Source organism: Arthrobacter sp. MDB1-55 (assembly GCF_059092925.1).
In genome coordinates this window covers 166,542-186,497 of sequence record NZ_JBNHID010000004.1, presented here as the reverse complement: position 1 = coordinate 186,497, position 19,956 = coordinate 166,542, and the positions used below count along the sequence as shown (strand labels likewise).

The 19,956-nt window shown below is 65.5% G+C and carries 21 protein-coding genes; 5 read left to right on the top strand and 16 right to left on the bottom strand.

Features of this window, described 5'->3' with window-relative positions; all coding sequences use genetic code 11:
- Positions 1–43: 43 nt before the first annotated feature.
- Entirely contained in the window at positions 44–1,009 is a 966-nt protein-coding gene (locus AC5RU3_RS15520) for a quinone oxidoreductase family protein (protein ID WP_493966118.1), read from the top strand.
- A 68-nt stretch (positions 1,010–1,077) separates the two neighbouring features.
- Here AC5RU3_RS15520 and pheT read toward each other — a convergent pair whose 3' ends face one another.
- Both pheT and pheS read right to left on the bottom strand, forming a co-directional pair.
- Positions 1,078–3,615, bottom strand: coding sequence for a phenylalanine--tRNA ligase subunit beta (gene pheT / locus AC5RU3_RS15515; RefSeq protein WP_493966117.1), 2,538 nt, complete (start codon positions 3,613–3,615; stop codon positions 1,078–1,080).
- A 2-nt stretch (positions 3,616–3,617) separates the two neighbouring features.
- Positions 3,618–4,718, bottom strand: a complete 1,101-nt coding sequence (gene pheS, locus AC5RU3_RS15510) for a phenylalanine--tRNA ligase subunit alpha (protein ID WP_493966116.1) — start codon at positions 4,716–4,718, stop codon at positions 3,618–3,620.
- A gap of 165 nt (positions 4,719–4,883) precedes the next feature.
- On the opposite strand from pheS, the gene AC5RU3_RS15505 reads away from it, so the two are divergent.
- Complete coding sequence (locus AC5RU3_RS15505; RefSeq protein ID WP_493966115.1) at positions 4,884–5,330, top strand: eCIS core domain-containing protein; 447 nt, start codon at positions 4,884–4,886, stop codon at positions 5,328–5,330.
- A 30-nt stretch (positions 5,331–5,360) separates the two neighbouring features.
- On the opposite strand, the gene pcp is transcribed toward AC5RU3_RS15505, so the two are convergent.
- Entirely contained in the window at positions 5,361–6,002 is a 642-nt protein-coding gene (gene pcp, locus AC5RU3_RS15500; protein WP_493966114.1) for a pyroglutamyl-peptidase I, read from the bottom strand.
- Between the two features lie 61 nt (positions 6,003–6,063).
- Between pcp and AC5RU3_RS15495 the strand changes: the two genes are divergently transcribed.
- A complete protein-coding gene (locus AC5RU3_RS15495; protein ID WP_493966113.1) occupies positions 6,064–7,101 on the top strand; it encodes an Rv2578c family radical SAM protein in 1,038 nt (345 codons plus the stop codon).
- Positions 7,102–7,110: 9 nt separating this feature from the next.
- Here AC5RU3_RS15495 and AC5RU3_RS15490 read toward each other — a convergent pair whose 3' ends face one another.
- Positions 7,111–7,560 carry a (deoxy)nucleoside triphosphate pyrophosphohydrolase gene (locus AC5RU3_RS15490; RefSeq protein WP_493966112.1) on the bottom strand — a complete coding sequence of 150 codons (450 nt, stop codon included), beginning with the start codon at positions 7,558–7,560 and terminating at the stop codon, positions 7,111–7,113.
- A gap of 36 nt (positions 7,561–7,596) precedes the next feature.
- Positions 7,597–9,144: an FG-GAP-like repeat-containing protein gene (locus tag AC5RU3_RS15485; protein WP_493966111.1), complete on the bottom strand. Its 1,548-nt coding sequence runs from the start codon at positions 9,142–9,144 to the stop codon at positions 7,597–7,599.
- 427 nt (positions 9,145–9,571) lie between these two features.
- Here AC5RU3_RS15485 and AC5RU3_RS15480 point away from each other — a divergent pair, with 427 nt between their 5' ends.
- A complete protein-coding gene (locus AC5RU3_RS15480) occupies positions 9,572–10,801 on the top strand; it encodes an MFS transporter (RefSeq protein ID WP_493966110.1) in 1,230 nt (409 codons plus the stop codon).
- A 35-nt stretch (positions 10,802–10,836) separates the two neighbouring features.
- Here the strand turns inward: AC5RU3_RS15480 and AC5RU3_RS15475 are convergent, their stop codons facing one another.
- The 4 genes from AC5RU3_RS15475 to infC all read right to left on the bottom strand — a co-directional run bounded on the left by AC5RU3_RS15475 (position 10,837) and on the right by infC (position 13,592).
- Positions 10,837–11,739, bottom strand: coding sequence for a TrmH family RNA methyltransferase (locus tag AC5RU3_RS15475; RefSeq protein WP_493966109.1), 903 nt, complete (start codon positions 11,737–11,739; stop codon positions 10,837–10,839).
- A 38-nt stretch (positions 11,740–11,777) separates the two neighbouring features.
- Positions 11,778–12,161: a 50S ribosomal protein L20 gene (rplT, locus tag AC5RU3_RS15470; RefSeq protein WP_299165291.1), complete on the bottom strand. Its 384-nt coding sequence runs from the start codon at positions 12,159–12,161 to the stop codon at positions 11,778–11,780.
- Positions 12,162–12,253: 92 nt separating this feature from the next.
- Entirely contained in the window at positions 12,254–12,448 is a 195-nt protein-coding gene (rpmI, locus tag AC5RU3_RS15465) for a 50S ribosomal protein L35 (protein ID WP_026545492.1), read from the bottom strand.
- A gap of 112 nt (positions 12,449–12,560) precedes the next feature.
- Positions 12,561–13,592 (bottom strand): translation initiation factor IF-3, encoded by a 1,032-nt coding sequence (infC, locus tag AC5RU3_RS15460; RefSeq protein ID WP_493966108.1) that lies wholly within the window; start codon positions 13,590–13,592, stop codon positions 12,561–12,563.
- 321 nt (positions 13,593–13,913) lie between these two features.
- Here infC and AC5RU3_RS15455 point away from each other — a divergent pair, with 321 nt between their 5' ends.
- Positions 13,914–14,324, top strand: a complete 411-nt coding sequence (locus tag AC5RU3_RS15455; RefSeq protein WP_309071436.1) for a DUF1844 domain-containing protein — start codon at positions 13,914–13,916, stop codon at positions 14,322–14,324.
- Between the two features lie 45 nt (positions 14,325–14,369).
- On the opposite strand, the gene AC5RU3_RS15450 is transcribed toward AC5RU3_RS15455, so the two are convergent.
- The 7 genes from AC5RU3_RS15450 to AC5RU3_RS15420 all read right to left on the bottom strand — a co-directional run bounded on the left by AC5RU3_RS15450 (position 14,370) and on the right by AC5RU3_RS15420 (position 19,953).
- Complete coding sequence (locus tag AC5RU3_RS15450) at positions 14,370–15,674, bottom strand: MFS transporter (protein WP_309071435.1); 1,305 nt, start codon at positions 15,672–15,674, stop codon at positions 14,370–14,372.
- Between the two features lie 39 nt (positions 15,675–15,713).
- On the bottom strand, positions 15,714–16,568 hold the full coding sequence (locus tag AC5RU3_RS15445; protein ID WP_493966107.1) for an SseB family protein: 855 nt from the start codon (positions 16,566–16,568) through the stop codon (positions 15,714–15,716).
- A 2-nt stretch (positions 16,569–16,570) separates the two neighbouring features.
- Positions 16,571–17,323: a bifunctional 1-(5-phosphoribosyl)-5-((5-phosphoribosylamino)methylideneamino)imidazole-4-carboxamide isomerase/phosphoribosylanthranilate isomerase PriA gene (priA, locus tag AC5RU3_RS15440; protein ID WP_309071433.1), complete on the bottom strand. Its 753-nt coding sequence runs from the start codon at positions 17,321–17,323 to the stop codon at positions 16,571–16,573.
- 43 nt (positions 17,324–17,366) lie between these two features.
- A complete protein-coding gene (locus tag AC5RU3_RS15435) occupies positions 17,367–17,522 on the bottom strand; it encodes a hypothetical protein (RefSeq protein ID WP_309071432.1) in 156 nt (51 codons plus the stop codon).
- 2 nt (positions 17,523–17,524) lie between these two features.
- The gene (gene hisH, locus AC5RU3_RS15430) at positions 17,525–18,163 is read right to left on the bottom strand and encodes an imidazole glycerol phosphate synthase subunit HisH (RefSeq protein ID WP_309071431.1); all 639 of its coding nucleotides are present in this window, start codon (positions 18,161–18,163) and stop codon (positions 17,525–17,527) included.
- Positions 18,160–18,777 carry an imidazoleglycerol-phosphate dehydratase HisB gene (gene hisB / locus AC5RU3_RS15425; RefSeq protein WP_309071430.1) on the bottom strand — a complete coding sequence of 206 codons (618 nt, stop codon included), beginning with the start codon at positions 18,775–18,777 and terminating at the stop codon, positions 18,160–18,162. Before hisB ends, hisH begins: the two co-directional genes overlap by 4 nt.
- Positions 18,778–18,843: 66 nt before the next feature.
- Positions 18,844–19,953, bottom strand: coding sequence for a histidinol-phosphate transaminase (locus AC5RU3_RS15420; RefSeq protein ID WP_493966106.1), 1,110 nt, complete (start codon positions 19,951–19,953; stop codon positions 18,844–18,846).
- Between the last annotated feature and the right edge of the window lie 3 nt (positions 19,954–19,956).

The window sequence follows — 19,956 nt, the reverse complement described above, 5'->3', positions numbered from 1 at the left end:
TTGGTGCAGTTAAGAGCAGTCCGACGAGAGGAATACCCAGACCATGCCCACAGCCATCTCAGCGGAGCGCGCCGGAGGCCCCGAAGTCCTCCGCCCAATCACAGTCGATAGGCCCAGCCCCACCGGCTCGCAGGTGCTGGTGAAGGTCGCCGCCGTTGGAGTGAACTTCATCGAGACGTACCAGCGAGCCGGAATCTACGCTGTTGACTACCCCTTCATCCCGGGCGGAGAGGCTGCCGGTGAGGTGCTGGAAGTCGGCCCGGAGGCCCAAGGCTTCTCCCCCGGCGATCGGGTGGCGTTCGCGGAGGGATCCCGCTCCTACGCCGAATACACCCTCGTGGACGCCGACAAGGCGCTGCCCGTGCCCGACGGCGTGGATCTTGAGACCGCTGCTGCCCTTCCGCTGCAGGGAATGACCGCGCACTACCTCGTGAATTCCACCTATCCGGTCCAGGCAGGAGAGACTGTGCTGACCCATGCCGGAGCCGGTGGCACCGGACTCCTGCTGACCCAGCTGCTCAAGGCGAAGGGCGCGCGGGTGATCACCACTGTTTCCACGGATGAGAAGGAAGCGCTCGCGCGGGAAGCGGGCGCCGACGTCGTGCTTCGCTATGAAGGCTTCCCGGAACAGGTGCGCGAGCTGACTGACGGCAAGGGCGTCGATGTGGTGTACGACGGCGTCGGCAAGGCGACCTTCGACGGTTCTCTGGAGTCGCTGCGCGTGCGCGGAATGCTCGTGCTGTTCGGGGCAGCGTCCGGTCCGGTCCCTGACTTCAACCTGCAGAGACTGAACAGCTCGGGCTCCCTGTACGTGACGCGGCCCAGCCTGGCGTTCTACCTGCGGTCCGCGGAAGAACGGCGCTGGCGCTCCGGTGAGGTGTTCGGTGCGGTCGCTGATGGATCCCTGACAGTACGGATCGGCGCGCGCTACCCGCTTGCCGAGGCGGCGCAGGCTCATGAAGACCTGCAGGCACGCAGGACGACCGGGAAGATCCTCCTTGTCCCCTAATCGTTCATTCGGCAGGACACTCCCCGCTGGCCACCCATTCGGGGCGTGTCCTGCCACTCAACGAGGGCCTAGCGCTGCACTGCTCCATGGCGCTCGGCCGCAAGGTGTACCGCCTGGTCGCGGGCGGCGCTTGCTTCGTCGGCGGTGAGGGTGCGGTCGGTCGCGCGGAAGCGCAGGCCGAAGGCGAGCGACTTCTTGCCCTCCCCGATGCCCTGGCCGGAATAGACGTCGAACAGGTGAACGTCCTCCAGCAGCTCCCCCGCGCCTTCGCGCAGGGTGGCCAGGACAGCGTCCGCAGGCAGGGCGGAATCCACCACGAGTGCGACGTCCTGGGTGGTTGCCGGGAATGTGGACAGATGCCGTGCCACGATGACGTCCGGAGCCGCGTCGAACAGGAGGTCCAGGTTGATCTCCAGCGCCACCGTGCGCGGCGGGAGGTCCTGCGCGGCGAGCAGCTTAGGGTGCAGTTCGCCCGCGTAGCCGAGCAGCTCACCTGTGCGCAGGCTGATGCGCGCGGTGCGTCCCGGATGGAACGCCTGGTGCTCACCCTGCTCGATGACGAGGTCGACACCCACGACGTCGGCCATCAGCCGCACAGTGTCCAGGGCATCGGCCCAGTCGTATGCGCGCGGCGTGTGGCCGGCGGCAGCAGGTGAGTCCTTGCCCAGGAAGACAGCGGCGATGGTCAACGGCTGGACCGGCAGGCCTTCGTACAGCGCCTCGAGCGTCGCGTCGTCGGGCAGCGCGCCGAGCGGCGGGATGCTCTCAGTACCGAGGTTCTCCTGGGGCAGGAAGACCAGACCGGCCTCGAAGAGCGCCAGATCACGGAAGCCGCGGGAGGAGTTCCGCTCGGCCACCTCGATCAGGCCCGGCAGGATGGAGCGACGCAGGTAGCTGAACTCCGCGCTGAGCGGGTTGGCGAGCTTGACGGCCGCTCCTGTTCCCTCAGCAGCGCCGAAGGTGTCATTCGCCTCCTGCGACACGAAGGGATAGGACAGCACCTCGGTCAGGCCCGAGTCTGCGAGCGCAGCCAGGACACGACGTCGCTGCTGCTGGGCGCGTGTGAGCCCCCGGCCGGGAGGCGCCACGGGGAGGCGCGACGGAATCTGGTCGTAACCGACCAACCGCGCAATCTCTTCGGCAAGGTCGTCCTTGATGGTGAGGTCCTGGCGCCAGCTTGGGGCTGTTACGCGCCAGCCGCCGTCGTGTTCGCTGACCTCGGCACCCAGGTCAGTGAGCGCTCCGACAACCTGCTCCGGCGCGAAATCGATGCCGATCCGCTCGGAGGCGTAGCCTGCGGGCAGATCAATGAGTACGGGTTCCGGCGAGGTTCCGACGTCAGTGATGGACGCATCAGCGGTGCCTCCGGCGAGCTTCACCAGCAGGTCGACCACACGCTGCGCCGCAACATCGGCAACATACCAGTCGACGCCGCGCTCGAAGCGCTTGGAGGCCTCCGAGGGAAGCTTGTGCCGGCGGCGCGACCGGGCGATTGATACCGCGTCGAAGTGCGCTGACTCGACCAGCACGTCAGCGGTTGTGTCCGATACCTCGGTGGCAGCACCGCCCATGACGCCGGCGATGCCGATGGCCCCGGATCCGTCGGTGATCAGCAGATCCTCGGCATGCAGCTCCCGCTTGCGGTCATCGAGGGTGACGATCGTCTCCCCGGGATTGGCGCGGCGCACCACGATGTCACCGGTGAGTTTGGCGACGTCGTAACAGTGCGTGGGCTGGCCAAGCTCAAGCATCACGTAATTCGAGATGTCGACGGGAAGCGAGATGGACCGGATGCCGGCCAGCCTCAGCCTGGACACCATCCACTGCGGCGTCGGCCGGGTGGCGTCCACACCGCGAACGACGCGGGCTACGAAGCGGTCGCAGCCGTCGTTCCCGTAGACGGGGGCCTGGTCTTCCAGCCGCACCGGGTATCCCGAGCCATCAGCCTGATCGACGACGACGGCGCCTGCCGGATCGGTGAAGGCGGAACCTGTGGCGTGGGCGTACTCCCGGGCGATCCCTCGGATCGAGAAGCAGTAGCTGCGGTCGGGGGTCACGTTGATCTCGGCCGCCTGGTCATACAGCCCCAACAGCTCCATGGCGTCCGAACCCACCTCGGGGTCCAGTCCGAGTGTGGAGAGGACCAGGATGCCGTCGTGGTCCTCACCGATGCCCAGTTCGCGCACCGAGGCGATCATACCGGCGGACACATGGCCGTAGGTCTTGCGTGCCGCGATGCGGAAGTCGCCGGGCAGCACAGCACCCGGGAGAGTCACCACTACCTTGTCGCCCTCGACGAAGTTGTGCGCCCCGCAGACGATGCCCTGCACGCCCGACGGATCGATGCCGTCCGCAGTCAGGGTCTGCTCCGCACCCTCGGGTACTACCCGGACCTGACACCAGTTGATGGTCTTGCCGTTGCTCTGGGGCTCCTTGACGACCGAGAGCACCTGGCCTACGACAATCGGCCCCGAGAGCGTGTCCGCTGGACGGTGGACAGCCTCTTCCTCCAGGCCGACCTTGACGAGCTCGGCCATGACGTCTTCGGCGGTGGCCTCCGCCGGAACCTGTGCGTACTCACGCAACCAAGACAGTGGAATTCGCACGGTTAGATCTCCATCCCGAAGTGCTCGCTAAAACGTACATCGCCCTCGATCATGTCCCGCATGTCTGATACTTCATTGCGGAACATGAGAGTGCGTTCAATGCCCATGCCGAAGGCGAATCCCGAGTACACCTCGGGGTCGATGCCGGCAGCCCGAAGCACATTGGGGTGCACCATGCCGCAGCCGCCCCACTCGATCCACTGCGGGCCGCCCTTGGCGCCGGGGTGCCAGATGTCGAGCTCCGCGGAGGGTTCCGTGAAGGGGAAGAAGTTGGGACGGAGGCGGATGCCGGCGTCCTCACCGAACATGAGCCGGGCGAAGTGCTCGAGCGTTCCGCGCAGGTCGGCCATGCTCAGGCCCTTGTCGATGGCCAGGCCCTCGAACTGGTGAAACACCGGCGTGTGGGTGGCATCCAGCTCGTCGGTTCGGAAGACCTTGCCGGGACACAACACGTAGATGGGAACCTCGCGTTCCAGCATGGCGCGCACCTGCACGGGCGAAGTGTGCGTGCGCATGAGCAGGTGAGCTTCGGGAGGCTCGACGAAGAAGGTGTCCTGCATTTCACGGGCAGGGTGGTCCGGCTTGAAATTCAACGCATCGAAGTTGAACCACTCGGATTCAACCTCCGGACCTTCGGCAATCTCCCAACCCATGCCGACGAAGATGTCGCTGACCCGCTCCTGCAGGATGGAGAGCGGGTGCCTGGCGCCGGCACGACGACGGCGCGGAGCTGCCGTGACGTCGACCGCCTCCTCCACGAGGATGCGTGCATCCCGCTCTACCTCGAGTTCCGTGGTGCGTGCTGCGAGCGCCTGGTTGATGCGTCCACGTGCCGGGCCGATGTTCTTCCCGGCGGCTGCCTTCTGATCTTTTGCGAGCGAGCCGATCTGCCGGTTCGCGAGGCTCATCGGAGACTTCTCACCGGTGTGCGCGAGCCGCACCGCCTTGAGCTCGTCAAGGTTGGCGGCGGCGGCGATGTCGCTGAGGGCTCGGTCAACGGCGGCAGCAATCGCACCAGCATCCAGTGGATCCGGGGCGGCGACGTTGGCGGACACAGCAGTATCCGACGTAGGGAGGTCCGCGGGTGGGTTGGGTTCAGACATAAGTGTGCTTTTACCTTGGTGTCGTGAGCGCGATGGGTGCCGGCAGCGGAAGTGAATCCAGCATCCCGGCGGCCTTGCCAGTCTAGAGGACCGTGAGCTCGGAGCCCGAATATGTGCGGATACAGGTGCGGCTTCCCAAGGCGTTCACCTCCTAGACTTACGTCCATGGACGGCCGCGACCGGCTCCGCTGGGTACTCAACTGGATGAACGGCTCCACCCTGCTCGGAGTTGCTGCGGCGAGGCTGACAGGGTGCGAGGTCCGGGCCTCCGACCACGGCCTCATCTTCGCCCATCGCTACACTCCCCGCCTCCCGAAGGCGTCGGCATTCACGATAGGCAACGTCGTGTTGTTCCGGGCAGGCCCTGCGGAAGTCGCCCGTCGTCCGCACCTGCTGGCTCATGAGGCCCGCCACTGCACGCAGTACGCGTTGTGCCTTGGGCTGCCGTTCCTGCCCGCGTATTTCCTGTGCGCCGGAGTCTCCTGGCTCCTCACTGGTGATCCCGCCTCGCGAAACCCCTTCGAACGTTCGGCCGGGCTGCGCGACGGCGGATACGTCGAGCGTCCGGTGCGACGCGTGCTGCGACGCCCGCTCGGCGCCGGGCGGCGTTAGTGCTGCGACCCCGCTCGGGGCCGGGCGACGTTAGTGCTCCGCCCCCGCCGCTATCCGGAGATCCGCTCCTGTGGCGGCGCTGGTGCGGGCGATGATAACCAGAGCCGCGGCCATCTGCTCGATCGGCAGACCGGGTGCGTTATGGGCGGCTGCCTGTTCAGGTGAAAAGGGTACGTGGATGAAGCCGCCCCTCGTGCCCCCGTCGTGCTCGGCAAGCAGGTGCATCAACCCGTAGAAGACGTGGTTGCAGACATAGGTTCCGGCGGATTGCGACACCGATGCGGGCAAGCCCTCATCAGAGAGAGCGGCCAGGCCGCGTTTGAGCGGAAGGGTACTGAAGTACGCAGCCGGCGCGCCTGCCACAACTGGATCATCAATCGGCTGATTCCCTGCATTATCGGGGATACGCGCATCATCCACGTTGATCGCCACCCGCTCCAGCGAGACCTCCGATCGGCCTCCGGCCTGGCCCACGCAGAGCACCACGTCCGGTTGGTGGGTGCGGACCGCCTCTGCCAGGACTTTGATACTGGCACCGAAGACGCACGGCAATTGGACGGCGACCGCCGATCCGCCCGAGGAGACCAGAAGCCCTGCCGCCCGCTCGGCCGCTTCCCACGAAGGATTGACGGTTTCGCCGCCGAAGGGTTCGAAACCCGTGAGGAGAATCATTGCTCCAGATTATTCCTTCCCGACGCCGACAAATAGTTGGAACATATGTTCTAATAAAAGCATGCGGTGGGATGCACAGAAGACGACGGCCGTGGGCAGCGAGACCGAACAGCCTCTCGTTCCGCTTGCGGGACTTGTCCGGTCCGTCCGTACTCCGGAGTTCGCAGGCATCACCTTCCACGAAGTGATGGCCAAGTCCGCGCTCAACCGAGTTCCAGCCGGCTCGGGAATGCCCTTCTCCTGGACCGTCAACCCATACCGCGGATGTTCACACGCCTGCGTGTACTGCTTCGCCCGGAAGACCCACAGCTATCTCAACCTGGACACCGGGCTCGATTTCGATTCCCAGGTGGTGGTGAAAACCAACGTAGGCGAGGTCCTTCGACGGGAAGTGCTGAAAGCGTCGTGGACCAGGGAGCACGTCGCCATGGGCACCAACACCGATCCCTACCAGCGGGCTGAAGGCCGGTACCGGCTGATGCCGGACATCATCCGCGCCCTGGCTGACAGCGGCACGCCCTTCTCGATCCTCACCAAGGGAACCCTGCTCAGCCGGGATATCCCGCTCCTCAAGGAGGCCGGCACGCAGGTCAGCCTGGGAATGGGCATCTCCCTGGCCGTACTCGACCCCGAACTGGCCCATGCGGTTGAGCCGGGAACACCTACGCCGCGAGCCCGCCTGGACCTGATCACCCGGCTCAGGGATGCGGGGCTGCCCTGTGGCGTGATGGCTATGCCGATCCTGCCCTGGCTGACCGACAGCGACGAAGCGCTGGATGCGCTCTTCGGTGCCCTCGCGTCAGCCGGTGCCACGGGAGTGTCGGCAGGAGCCCTGCACCTGCGTCCCGGAGCCCGCGAGTGGTACATGGAGTGGCTCGCCAAAACGCACCCTCAGCTCGTGGGCCGGTATCGGCGGCTGTATCGCGGCGGCAGTTATGCCTCCGGTGAGTACCGTGCGTGGCTCTCCGAGCGCTTGCGGGTCCACCGGCGTCGTCATGGCTTGTCTGCCGGTGCTCGGTTCTTCCGGGAGGAATCAGGCAGCTCGGAGCAGTCACCAAAAACTCCGGTCATGACCAGCGCAGAACCGACCCTTTTCTGAAGAGCCTTCCTACGCAAGGTCCTCGACGGGAACCACCGCGTCCAGCAGCGCGTCGACGATGGGCCGATCGGCTGGTATCCACGGCAGTTCCCTGAGTGTTCCCGTGTCCGCCAGGCCGACCCACCGCAGTTCGTCGTGGTCCTGAAGTGCGGCAGGTACTCCCGCGGTGATAACAGCCAGCCACACACGCATTGACGCCACGTCGTTCAGGGGCCAACCTCCAGGTTCCGGGCCTTCCAGTTCGGCCCCGAGCCGCACCTCGACTCCGAGTTCCTCGCGCACTTCGCGCTGGAGCGCCTCGACGTCATCCTCGTCGGGCTCGACTTTGCCGCCGGGAAATTCCCACTGGCCCGCGAATTGCTCCGGGGCGGTTCGGCGCGCAACGAGCAGCCTTGAGGGAGCCGTCAGCGAATCCACGATGGCGGCACCAACGATCTGTTTGCGAGCGGTATCGGTCATTCAGCCAGTGTAGGCGGGCCTCAACCGGTGCACCTGTCAGAAGATGGCGTTGAGTCCGTTCCAGCCCGTTCCCAGGGGAGTCCGCGGAAGGAATCCTGAACGGCCGTTGCCCGGGTAGAGCCAGAGGGCACCGCCGGGGTCGCGGGCGACGATGTCAGCAAGACGGTCACCGTTGAGGTCCCCGGCTCCGACAATCGCGGTCATGGGGGTCCAGCCGTGCCCCGCCCGGATACGCGGGAGAAATACGCCGGAGCCATTGCCCGGGTAGAGCCACAGGTTGCCGGCGCCGTCCCGTGCCAGGATGTCGCTGTTGCGGTCCCCGTTGAGATCACCCGGTGCAACGATGGCGTTGAATCCGTTCCAGCCGCTTCCCGCGCGTACACGAGGCAACCAGCCTCCGGTGCCGTTGCCGGGGTAGAGCCACAGCACACCGGTTGCCCGGTCCCGGGCCAGCAGGTCCACGCGCTGGTCCCCGTTGAAGTCGCCCGGAGCGACGATGCTGTTGAATGCATTCCAGCCGCTTCCCACGCGAAGTCGTGGAAGCCATCCTCCGGTGCCGTTACCCCGGTACAGCCACAACACCCCGGTCGCCGCTTCACGCGCGACGACGTCGGAAGGGCCATCCCCGTTGAAGTCCCCGGCCGTCTCGAGCGCATTGAAGACCCCCCAGCCTGTGCCTATCGTCACTCCGGGGTTGAGACGCCCGAGGCCGGTGCCTGCGTACAGCCGCAGCTCACCGGATGACCCGACCCGGGCCAGCAGGTCGTTTCGCCAGTCGCCGTTGAACTCGGCGGTGGAGCCGGACAACGTCGAGGCAGGGATAGCCAGCGGGGTGAAGTTGTACGGTTCACAGGTGCGATCGTAATCGCGGACATTGTCGTACCACTGCGAGATGTAGACGCGGCCGGCAGAAAAGCTGGGCTGGAAACACCGGTCGAGGGCCTCGGTCGGATAGTCGAGTGTGCCCGCCGTCGCCCACACAGGGACACCGCTCAGCCGCCAGGAGCCCGTGATCTCCTGCCAGCCAGCTGTGTAGGAGTAGAAGCCGTAAGCGAAGCCTGAGTCGCGCAGTCCGCGCATCAGGCCTTCGATGAGGTACCTGTTGTCCAACCGCTGGGCAGCGGTGGCGGCCGGCCAGGGCTGTGCCGGGCGAGGCTCGATGTCGATCCATACCACCGGCGGTCGGAAGCCGACCCGGGTCATGCTCTGGACAGCGAAGCGGGCTTCGGAATAACCGACGTTGGAAAGCCTGCCGGCATGGGTCGCGGACGACCACGGCCCCTGCGTCCCGTAGGTGTTCAGTTGCGCCGTGGTCGGGTAGGTGCCCATGGCGTAGCCGTGTGCCGGTTTCCCGTTGGTGCGGGCCCAGGCGACCTGGTCGGCCAGACAAGGATTCTCCGTGAACGCGAGCCCTCGCGTCAGCCCGATGATGACGAACTGGGAGGCAGGCGGCGGAAGGGGCAACCCGAAGCCGCCCTGTGCCGTCGAACACTGAGGCCAGGAGATGTCGTGCCCGAAGAGAGGGGCTGCGTGCGCCGAGGGAAGCGTCGTTCCGAGCATGCCGAGAACCAGGCTGACGGTCATCAGGCAGGTGGTGACGGTCCTTCGGACGATCGACGGCGGCGCGGGCGACCTGCCGTCATACGGTTTCCGAGGAAGATTCCGGGACGTTCTGGGGAAAATTACAGGGTTTGGGGATGTCTCATCCATGGCTCCGCGCTCCTCGTGCCGGTCCAAGTTTAGAGCCGATGCCGATGCCGCGGACGGTTCGCGATGAAGTCGTTTTGGCATCGATTCGGTCTCGGACCCGTAAAGTGGAAGGGCGCGTTGCGGGCGCAGTGGCCAGCCACGAGGCGGTTGCGTGTGGGCAGCAACGAGAAGCTCCATGAATAAACCGGAGCGTCAGCGCGTTATGCCGTTTCGAAGATGACCGATTTCCCTGCTCACCTTTTCCTGCTCAACGATGCGCGGCCACCACACGAGCGCCTGACGGGCGCGTCCCGACGTCGAAATGAGTCCCGTGCCTGCTTTTACCACCCAGCGCCCGCAACAGCACAACCTTCTGCTGGCGATTCTTGCCCTTGCTGTCGGAGGGTTCGGAATCGGCACCACGGAGTTTGCCATCATGGGCCTCCTTCCCGACATGGTCGCCGACCTCAGAGTCGACATCCCGGCCGGCGGTCATGTCATCTCCGCCTACGCGCTGGGCGTCGTGGTGGGTGCACCGGTGCTGTCGACTCTCGGAGCACGCCTGCCGCATAAGCGGGTTGCGCTGGCTCTCATGGCGCTGTTCACGGCCGGCAACCTCTCCTCCTACATAGCTGACGACTACGGCTGGTTGCTGGTCTCACGCTTCGTGTCCGGATTGCCGCACGGCGCCTTCTTCGGAGTCGCAGCGGTGATTGCCGCATCCCTGTCCGCTCCGACCCGCCGTGCTCAGGCCGTCGCCATGGTCATGATGGGACTGAGCGTGGCCAACGTTGTGGGCGTTCCCTTCGCCACCTGGCTGGGGCAGGAGTACGGCTGGCGGACCATGTTCATCCTCGTTGGCCTGATCGGGGTCCTCACGCTGCTGCTGATCTCCCGCTTCGTCCCACACCAGGACGTGCGCGACGGCGCGAGCATCACCCGCGAACTCGGCGCCCTCAAGCGCGGCCAGGTCTGGATGACGCTGCTCATCGGAACCGTCGGGTTCGGTGGATTCTTCGCCGTCTACACCTACATCGCGCCGACCATGACTGACGTGGCCGGCGTCTCCGAGTCCCTGCTGCCGATCGTCGTCGCCCTGTACGGGCTGGGCATGGTTGCCGGAAACATCGTCGGTGGGCGGCTCGCAGACATCTCGGTCCTGGGAACCATCTACTGGGTGATGGGAAGTATCTCGGCGTGCCTTCTGGTCTTCGCCTTTGCGGTTCAATGGGCGCCGACCGCACTGCTTTTTGTCTTCCTGGTCGGAGCGATCGGCTCGTCGCTGATTCCGTCGCTTCAGGTCCGCCTCATGGATGTCTCGCCTGATGCGCCGTCGCTGGCATCGTCAATGAACCATGCGGCGCTGAACACGGCCAATGCCCTCGGCGCGTTCCTCGGCGGTGCAGTCATCGCGCTGGGGTGGGGGTACACCGCCCCGGCCCTGGTTGGTGCGGTCCTTGCCGCCTTCGGCCTCGGCGTAGCCCTCTTGAGCGGGCGCATGGACCGGAAGAATACGACGGCGGAAACCGTCCTGCAGACGGTTTCCCGCTGATTGCATCCTCCGCAGGCGTGCGTGGCGAGGAATTTTCAGCCCCGTTGAGCGCGGGCTGAAGCGTACAGGCACACTGTTGCCGCCGTTCCCACATTGAGGCTCTCAGCAAGTCCGTAGACAGGAACCGACACCCGGTAGTCGGCCTTGGCCAGGACGTCCGGGCCCAGGCCCTGCGCCTCGTTGCCGAAGAGCCAGGCGGTGGGAGCCTCCAGTAAGGGAGATGGAGACTGTTCCTCCTGTGCGGACGCAGACGACGGCGCCAGCCGCCGGGCAGCGCTCGCGTCCTGGAGCTCGTCAAGGTTCCAGTCACCGTACCCATCAGCGGCCAGCGTCGTCATGGAGCGCCCGACCAGTTCAGCGAGGAGATCCTGGGTCTCAACACCGACCACTACGGGGAGGTGGAAGAGTGAGCCCACCGTCGATCGCACGGCCTTCGGGTTATAGATGTCGACGCTGCCCGCTGTGAATATCACGGCATCAGCACCCGCGGAGTCGGCTGCGCGGAGGATGGTCCCGGCATTTCCCGGGTCCCGAACCTCTACGAGCACTGCTATCAGCCCCGGACGGCGCTCGAGCACAGTGGCAAGCGGGGAATCAATGAATCTGCAGACTGCGACAGCGCCCTGTGGAGTCACGGTGGAGCTCATGGCAGCGAGGACTTCGGCTGTCACCATGCGCACCGGTACCACAGAGCCGAACTCCGGATAGCGTTCCAGGGTTTCCGCGGTTAGATACACATCATCCACGACACCGCTCTGCTCTGCGGTGAGCCGCTCCTGATGAAGACGAAGAGCTTCACGAACCGCCTGAGGCCCCTCGGCGAGAAAGCGCCCCTGCCTCAGACGCGCCGAACGCCCCGCAAGCTTGGCTACTTCGCGAACCCGATCGGATCGGGGGTTGCTGAGTAGCGGTGCCTGGGGGCGTTCGGATGTACTCATGAATTGATGGCCGGCTGAGGAAACCGGCGAAGTGCTGGCTAGGCCTGCACCGGCGCAGAGGTGTCGGACGGCAGTGCGTCCTTCGCGATCTGCACGAGGGCTGCGAAAGCGTTGGCGTCGGTCACGGCCAGATCGGCCAGCATGCGACGGTCAACCTCAACGCCTGCGGCCTTGAGGCCCTGGATCAGGCGGTTGTAGGTGAGGCCATTGGCGCGGGAGGCAGCGTTGATGCGCTGGATCCAGAGGCGGCGGAAGTCGCCCTTGCGCTTCCGGCGGTCACCGTAGCTGTAGACGAACGAGTGGAGCAGCTGCTCCTTTGCCTTGCGGTACAGGCGCGAACGCTGACCGCGGTAGCCCTTGGCGCGCTCGAGAATAACCCGACGCTTCTTGTGGGCGTTGACCGCCCGCTTCACACGTGCCACGTGCGTACTCCTTAGTTCGATCGTCCGAACGCGTATCCCTGCGGCAGTACAGCCGATATTCAGGGTGTCCGGAAGTGGTAGGGGGTGCTGTGTTAGACGCCGAGCATCTTCTTGATGACCTTGGTGTCCGCCTTGGAGACAATCTGGTCGCTGGCCAGACGGCGCGTCAGGGTGGAGGGCTTGTGCTCCAGGTAGTGACGGCGGTTGGCCTGCTGGCGCTTGAGCTTTCCGCTACCGGTCAGCTTGAAGCGCTTCTTGGCGCCACTGTGTGTCTTCATCTTCGGCATGGAAACCGATCTCCTTTGGTCTCCGCCGGCACTTTGCCGGCGGCTCTTTGCGGTACCCGCAGCGAACTGCGGTGCTTACGTGTTGCCTCGCTGCCGGGGCGGCAGCCGGCTCCTAGTTGGAGCCGGACGGCTTCGGACGGCTTGGCGTGCCCTTGGGCGCCGCCTTACCGGTTGGTTTCGGTGCAGCCGCGGGCCTCGGCTTCGGCGTTGCCGCCGGCTTGGGCATTGCGGCAGGCTTCGGGGTAGCAGCCGGCTTCGGCGCTGCGGCCGGAGTCGGTGCTGGCGCTGGAGCCGGTGCTGGCGCAGCGGACTGCCTGGGTGCCGCCGCCTGCTTGGGAGCTGCCGCCTGCTTGGGCGCTGCAGCTTCAGGCTTCACCTCGGCGAGCTCAGGCTCAACCTCTGACGCCTTTGGAGCGGCAGCCGCGGGGGCGGAAGGCTCAGTCGCTGCTGGCTCCGTTGCCGGGGCTTCGGTAACCGTCTCAACAGCTTCGGGCTCAACAGCGGATTCCGGAGCAGAGGCCAAGGACGCAGCACGCAGTTCCTCAGGAAGCAGATCCCCGAGGCTCTGAGTCAACGGTGCCTGCCCGGAGGTGTCGACCTTGCCCTTGGAGGACTCGTTCGCTGCCTTCGACTCAGCACGCTGTGCCGCGCGGCGCGCTTCAGCCTTTGCCTCGGCCTTGTTCTTCACAGGGCCAATGACCATCACCATGTTGCGACCGTCGATGCGCGGCGTGGACTCGACTACGCCGACCTCGGCGACATCCTCCGCGAAGCGCTGCAGAAGGCGGATGCCCATCTCAGGACGCTGCTGCTCGCGACCACGGAACTGGATCATCGCCTTGACCTTGTCCCCGGCTCCGAGGAAGCGAATGGCATGGCCGCGCTTGGTCTCGTAGTCATGGGTGTCGATCTTCAACCGGAAACGAATTTCCTTCAGCACCGTGTTGGTCTGGTTCTTGCGCGCCTCGCGCGCCTTGACCGCGGCTTCGTACTTGTACTTACCAAAATCCATGAGCTTGGCGACCGGGGGCTTGGCCTGAGGTGCCACCTCAACAAGATCAAGGTCGGACTCAGCGGCGAGGCGGAGGGCGTCTTCAATACGGACGATTCCAACCTGCTCGCCCGCAGGGCCTACCAACCGCACCTCTGGGACGCGGATACGATCATTGATTCTTGGCTCGCTAATGTGCTGCTCCTGATGTCCGTTGAAAACCTGGACCGCCTGCAAAAGGAGAAGGCCTCCAATCGCATGCGCAATCGAAGGCCTCGAGCATCAGTGCATGGCACATCCATAGGGGAATGCCTGAGCACCGACCTGGAACCCGGCTGCCTGTAGCTGCTTCAAGGGCAACGGCGGCAATCGCGGGTGGGAGAGGACTCCGCTTGCATACTGGTGATCTTTTTCATGCCGTTCCCGGCCATAAAAAATAACGACCCTCAGTTGGTCTGTGACAAGCTTACCAGCATGAGCACAGCAGACAGTAATCCCGAAGCCTCCCGTCACACCTTCCAGTCCCCGGAGGAGACGCGGGCCGCCTCCGGCTCGGCGTCGGATCACGTTCGGGACATCGCCGAGGTTGCGGCAGTCGAGGTCATCACCACGTCCGCGGTACATCTGATGAGCGCAGCCGCCGTCAAGTGCGGACTCGCAGAGGGTTCCGACGCCGAAACCTACAAGGACCTCGACGAGGCAAGGAAACTGATCACCGCGCTGGCCGGCTTCATCACCGCTGCGGCGCCCGAGATCGGCAGCCAGCACGCAGGACCGTTGCGCGACGGACTGCGATCCCTGCAGCTTGCCTTCCGCGAGGCATCCCTCATCCCCGACGCGCCCGGTCAGGGCCCCGGCGAGAAGTTCACCGGACCGGTCAACTAGCAGGAGTACAGGGGCGGGCCCCGGTCAACTGACTGACGGCGGCCCTCAGGCGGAGCGCCGCCGCCGTACCTGTTGTGCCACCAGGCAGATCAGGCTCAGGGCGGCGGCCGCCGTCCCAACTGCGACGAACCCACCCCAGGGTCCCACCGAGTCGATCATCAGGCCCGCCAGGGGTGCCCCCAGTGCCACGCCGGACGTCAGGGCTGACCCGTACCAGCCCATCGCCTCTCCCCTGCGTTCCTCGGCGACCAGGTCGGCGATCCGCTCGGACGCCGCCGAGAGCACCGGGGCACACAACAGTCCCGGCGCGATTGAGAGCAGGGCGAGGACCACCGTGCTGTCGGCAAAACCCATGGGAATGGTCAGCACGCTCATCAGGAGCAGGAGAACCAACGGGGACAGCGGCCGGTGCATTGCCCCGTAGACCAGGCCGCCCACCACGGAGGCGGAACACCAGGCCAGGAAGACCCATCCGAGTTCGAACGCGCGCCCGTCGCTCTCCAGCACGGCGATGATTCCGACGTCGGTCCCGGCCAGGACAAGACCGGCCCCCGCTGCGACGATCATGACCACTGCCACCGGAAGGGTGAGCCACGCGAAACTGTGTGCCACCCGGCTACGCGCCCGAGCCGTCCGGGCGGGCCGGGCTCCCGGCACGAGTTCGGCTGATGCTTCGCTGACATGTGCCGGTGCGGACGCCACGAGCACGTCCACGGCTGCCCGGTCATCCTGCTCAGCAGAGGGCGTCGCGGCAGCCGCGCCCGGCTGGGAGCTGCGTGTGGGCGGGTTGAACCAGATCAGGAGCAGGCCCGCCACAGCGGTGGAGATGCCGACGACCGTCAGCCCCAGGACCGTGGATACCTGCGTCGCGAGGACAGCTCCGAGAGCCGGCCCTCCCATGAAGATCACTTCGGTGGCTACAGCATCAAGGGTGAATGCGGTACGGCGCGAATCGCCGCTCACCAGTACGCCCAGGGACTGCCGGACTACGGAGAACACGGGGAGCGTGAAGATCCCGCCCACCAGGGCCGCCAGCAACAGCCACTCATAGGTGAGGTGGGGAGCCACCGACCAGATGACGGCTTCGGCTATCACGGAAGGAATCAGGGCCACGCGCAGGCCCGCGGTATCCACCCGCCGGCCCCGCCACGGCGCACCCACCGCGATACCGATGGTCATCACGGCCGCGACAGCTCCAGCCTCCGCGTAACCACGACCGAGAGACTGCACCACGTGCAGCGTCAGGAGAACTCCCGCGGCCGAGTGTGGGAAGCGCGCGATCATGCCGACGATCAACAGGCGGCGCACCGGGACAACCCTCAACAGGTCCCGGTATACGGAAAAGTTCAACGTTTTTCATCTTTCACGCGGGCTCATCCGCGTGAATGGTCAACGCGTGAGCCGGATTTCGAGCGAGTCGACCCGCTCCACGAACTCCTGCAACTGCTGGAGACGGCTTTGGAAAGCCGCCGTGGTGGAGCGGACGTCCTCCTGCGAGAGGCCTGCCTCCAGAGCGAGGGTCAGCCGTAGCTCCGGGCCGGCACCTCCGCCGCGCACTACTCTACCCTCAGCGGTACGGCTCGAAACGCCGGAACCGGGCGCCAGCTCGACGCGGGTGATGCGTCCGTCCGGAGGGACTGCCTCACTGACCAGCCGGGCGAGATCAGGATCAGCATACGACGGCGACCATTCCTTCTGCTGGGCCAAGGCCCACAACGCCGGGCGACGGACGACGAAAGTCACCTCAGCGCCAGGATCCACCACCATCAGATCCGCGTTCTCGGCCACAGCTGCAAGAGCCGCCCGGGCTGCGTACACAGCGACCGGGCGGGCCTCCGGATGCCAACGTTCAAGGTGCCCCGTGGACGTGAAGACGGGCAGGACACTTCTGCCGTCCGGGGACTTGATGGCGACCAGCGCCATGTCGGCTTCCTTGTCGCCGTCGTGATGGTGTCCGTCCGTGGGCGCCTCGGCCTCCTGCCCGCCCAACTGGGCAACCACCGGCACGAAGACCCGCACCGTGGCCAGCGCCCGAACGACCGCCGTCTCATCCACGGCTCCGTTCACCAGGTCGCGCAGTGCAGCGGCGTACGTAGCAGGGACAGCGCCGTCGTCCTTATCGAATGCGTGCAGGAGATTGCCGCCCCCGGAGAGGTCCCTGCCCTTCCAGGGGCGCCCTGCCGAGTCAGCGACGTTCCCGTTCAGCGCCGCCTCGATATGGGCCGGAAGCCTGCGCTCCGTCATGGTCAGCGTTCCGGGTGCCCTGCGATGTCGAGCGCCTGCGGGAGGGTGAAAGCTCCTGCGTACAGGGCCTTGCCCACGATGGCGCCTTCCAGTCCGTCCGGGACCAGCTGCCGGAGAGCCGCCAGATCCTCAAGGCTGGAGATACCGCCGGATGCCACGACCGGACGCTGGGTCTTCTCCAGGACGTCGCGGAGAAGCTGGATGTTCGGACCGCGCAGTGTTCCGTCCTTGGTGACGTCGGTGACTACGTAGCGGGCACACCCGGCGTCGTCGAGACGGGCGAGCACCTCCCAGAGGTCACCGCCCTCTTCGGTCCAGCCGCGGGCTGCGAGCGTGGTCCCCCGAACGTCGAGGCCGACGGCGATGGCGTCACCGTAGCGGGCAATGGCGCTTGCGGTCCAGACAGGGTTCTCCAGGGCAGCGGTACCGAGGTTCACGCGCTCTGCTCCGAGCTCAAGGGCCTGCTCCAGCGACGCGTCGTCACGGATGCCGCCGGAGAGTTCCACCTTGATGTCCAGTTCCTTGACGACACGGGCGAGCAGGTCACGGTTTGATCCCCGGCCGAAGGCAGCGTCGAGGTCCACGAGGTGAACCCATTCGGCGCCGTCGTTCTGCCACTGCAGGGCAGCATCCAAGGGGTCGCCGTAGCTCGTCTCGCTGCCTGCGGCGCCCTGGACCAGGCGTACCGCCTGACCGTCAGCGACGTCGACGGCGGGTAGCAGTTCAAGGATGGGTGATTCGGTGAAGGGGCTCATGCACGTCCTTTGTTCAGGTCTTGGGTGCCGTCGCAGTGGACGGTTACGGGGTGAGGGTCAGCAGGTAAGCAGCAAGCAGGGCCATGACGGCGAGAATTCCGAAACTGATGGTGAGGCTTCGCGGCATCCCCTGCCGGTGGAACGAAACAACACCGCCGATCAGGAGCCCGGCCAACCCCATCAGAATCACGCTCCACATGGTTAGCGGAGGCTCCCGGTCCAGTTGCGCAGCAACTGGGCTCCGGCGTCTCCGGACTTCTCCGGGTGGAACTGTGTGGCGGAGAGCGGCCCGTTCTCCACGGCGGCAATGAATCGGCCACCATGCGTTGACCAGGTGACCATCGGAGGACGCATGGCCGGCTGGTTGACGTCGAAGTTCCATTCCTGCACGCCGTAGGAGTGCACGAAATAAAAACGCTCCTCCTCGATGCCTTCGAACAGTACCGATTCGGCCGGCGGCTCGACCGTATTCCAGCCCATGTGCGGCACCACGTCAGCTTTGAGGCGCTCAACGGTACCTGGCCACTCCCCCATGCCCTGGGTGCGCACGCCGTGCTCCACGCCTTCCTCGAACAAGACCTGGAGGCCGACACAGATGCCGAGAACCGGCCGGCCACCGGCGACCCGGCGGCCGATCATTCGCAGCGCGTCAACGTCCTTCAGTCCCTGCATGACGGCGGCGAAGGCACCAACACCCGGCACAACCAGTCCGTCTGCGTTGAGCACGTCATCGGCAGCGGCGCTCAGAGTGACCTCTGCGCCGACGTGCTCGAGCGCCCGAACTGCGGAGCGGATGTTTCCCGAGCCGTAGTCGAGGACTGTCACCTTGGGCGCACTCATAGCGCTCCCTTGGTGGACGGAATTCCCGTTACCCGGGGATCCGGTTCAACGGCAGCGCGCAGGGCCCGCGCGAAGGCCTTGAACTGTGCCTCGACGATGTGGTGGGGATCCCTGCCGCCAAGCACGGTCATGTGCAGGCAAATCTGGGCGTGCAGCGTGATGGCCTCGAAGACGTGACGAGTGAGGGAGCCGGTGAAGTGTCCTCCAATGAGGTGATACTCCTGACCCGCAGGTTCACCACTGTGCACAAGGTACGGGCGTCCCGAGATGTCGACAACGGCGTTGGCGAGGGCTTCGTCGAGCGGTACGGTCGCCTCACCGAAGCGGCGGATTCCCGCCTTGTCACCGAGCGCCTCGCGCAGCACTTCACCGAGCGTGATAGCGACGTCCTCGACCGTGTGGTGGACATCGATGTGGGTGTCCCCGGTGGCCCTGACGGTGAGGTCGATCAGCGAGTGCTTTGCGAGAGCCGTCAGCATGTGGTCGTAGAACGGGACAGAGGTGCTGATTTCGGAGCGGCCGGAGCCGTCCAGGTCGACTTCGACGAAGACCGACGATTCGCTCGTGGTCCGCTCCCGTCGGGCAGCGCGTAGTGCGGTAGCTTCCGCGGTCATGGATGGTCCTTACGGTTGTAACGGCAACGCAACGGGCTATGCGCCGTGCGTGCATCCCGGTCTAGTTTAGGAGACGCTCGGCCGGATCAGGGATTCGAGGGTTTTGAGGAAGATGGAGGTTTCCTCCTGGGTACCCGCGGTAACGCGCAGGTGCTGCGGTATACCCACCTCCCGGATAAGTACTCCGGCGTCGAGGAGACCCTGCCATACAGCCTGCGGATCCTGAAGGCCTCCAAAGAGGACGAAGTTTGAATCCGACGGCGCGACCGGAAGTCCCAGCTCGGTAAGCCCGGACACGATGCGATCCCGCTGGCGCTTGATCTCGTCCACGTTTGCGAGCAGTTTTGCGGAGTGGGTCAGTGCTGCGACTGCTGTGGCCTGGGTGATAGCGGACAGATGGTATGGGAGCCGCACCAGGCGAAGGGCGTCCGCGATCTCGGGGGCCGCCGCCAGATAACCGAGGCGGGCTCCGGCCAGGGCGAACGCCTTGCTCATGGTCCTTGAGACGATGAGCCGCTCCCTGCCGGGGAGCAGTTCGAGGGCGCTCGGTGTGCCGGTGTGCGAGAACTCCGCGTATGCCTCGTCGACGATCACGATCGACTGCGCTGCTTCGCCGGCGTCATAGACCTCTGCGACAACGTCGAGTGAGAGGGCGGTGCCGGTTGGGTTGTTCGGGCTGCACAGGAAAACAATGTTCGCTCCAGTAGCAGCAACCTCCTCCGCGGTCGACTGCGCATCGAGGTTGAAGTTGTCTCCCCTGGCGCCCGTCAGATACTCGGTGCCGGTGGATCCGGCGAGCAACGGGTACATCGAGTAAGTGGGCGGGAAGCCGATGGCCTTTCGCCCCGGTCCGCCGAAGGCAAGCAATATGTGCTGCAGAACTTCATTGGACCCGTTGGCCGCCCAGATGTTGTCTGGACCAAGGCCGTGACCGAGGTACATGGCCAGGTGCTCCCGCAGGAGGGTGAACTCCCTATCCGGGTAGCGATTGAGGCCAGCTACTGCCTCTTGTACCGCTTCGACTATTGCAACGCGGACGTCTTCCGGGACGCCATGGGTGTTCTCGTTGACATTCAGCAGGATCGGAACATCGATCTGGGGAGCTCCGTATGGCCGGAGGCCCCTCAGGTTCTCTCGAATCGGCAGGCGGCTGAGGCGTTCAAGCTGATCGGTCACTAC

Bases quoted from the DNA above. Each gene is read 5' to 3' on its own strand.
- AC5RU3_RS15455 (WP_309071436.1), top strand. From the start codon at position 13,914: ATGAGCACAGCAGACAGTAATCCCGAAGCCTCCCGTCACACCTTCCAG.
- AC5RU3_RS15485 (WP_493966111.1), bottom strand. From the start codon at position 9,144: ATGACCGTCAGCCTGGTTCTCGGCATGCTCGGAACGACGCTTCCCTCG.
- priA (WP_309071433.1), bottom strand. From the start codon at position 17,323: ATGAGCCCCTTCACCGAATCACCCATCCTTGAACTGCTACCCGCCGTC.
- hisH (WP_309071431.1), bottom strand. From the start codon at position 18,163: ATGAGTGCGCCCAAGGTGACAGTCCTCGACTACGGCTCGGGAAACATC.
- AC5RU3_RS15490 (WP_493966112.1), bottom strand. From the start codon at position 7,560: ATGACCGATACCGCTCGCAAACAGATCGTTGGTGCCGCCATCGTGGAT.
- AC5RU3_RS15505 (WP_493966115.1), top strand. From the start codon at position 4,884: ATGGACGGCCGCGACCGGCTCCGCTGGGTACTCAACTGGATGAACGGC.
- hisB (WP_309071430.1), bottom strand. From the start codon at position 18,777: ATGACCGCGGAAGCTACCGCACTACGCGCTGCCCGACGGGAGCGGACC.
- AC5RU3_RS15445 (WP_493966107.1), bottom strand. From the start codon at position 16,568: ATGACGGAGCGCAGGCTTCCGGCCCATATCGAGGCGGCGCTGAACGGG.
- pheS (WP_493966116.1), bottom strand. From the start codon at position 4,718: ATGTCTGAACCCAACCCACCCGCGGACCTCCCTACGTCGGATACTGCT.
- AC5RU3_RS15435 (WP_309071432.1), bottom strand. From the start codon at position 17,522: ATGTGGAGCGTGATTCTGATGGGGTTGGCCGGGCTCCTGATCGGCGGT.
- AC5RU3_RS15480 (WP_493966110.1), top strand. From the start codon at position 9,572: ATGAGTCCCGTGCCTGCTTTTACCACCCAGCGCCCGCAACAGCACAAC.
- rpmI (WP_026545492.1), bottom strand. From the start codon at position 12,448: ATGCCGAAGATGAAGACACACAGTGGCGCCAAGAAGCGCTTCAAGCTG.
- pcp (WP_493966114.1), bottom strand. From the start codon at position 6,002: ATGATTCTCCTCACGGGTTTCGAACCCTTCGGCGGCGAAACCGTCAAT.
- AC5RU3_RS15475 (WP_493966109.1), bottom strand. From the start codon at position 11,739: ATGAGTACATCCGAACGCCCCCAGGCACCGCTACTCAGCAACCCCCGA.
- AC5RU3_RS15520 (WP_493966118.1), top strand. From the start codon at position 44: ATGCCCACAGCCATCTCAGCGGAGCGCGCCGGAGGCCCCGAAGTCCTC.
- AC5RU3_RS15495 (WP_493966113.1), top strand. From the start codon at position 6,064: ATGCGGTGGGATGCACAGAAGACGACGGCCGTGGGCAGCGAGACCGAA.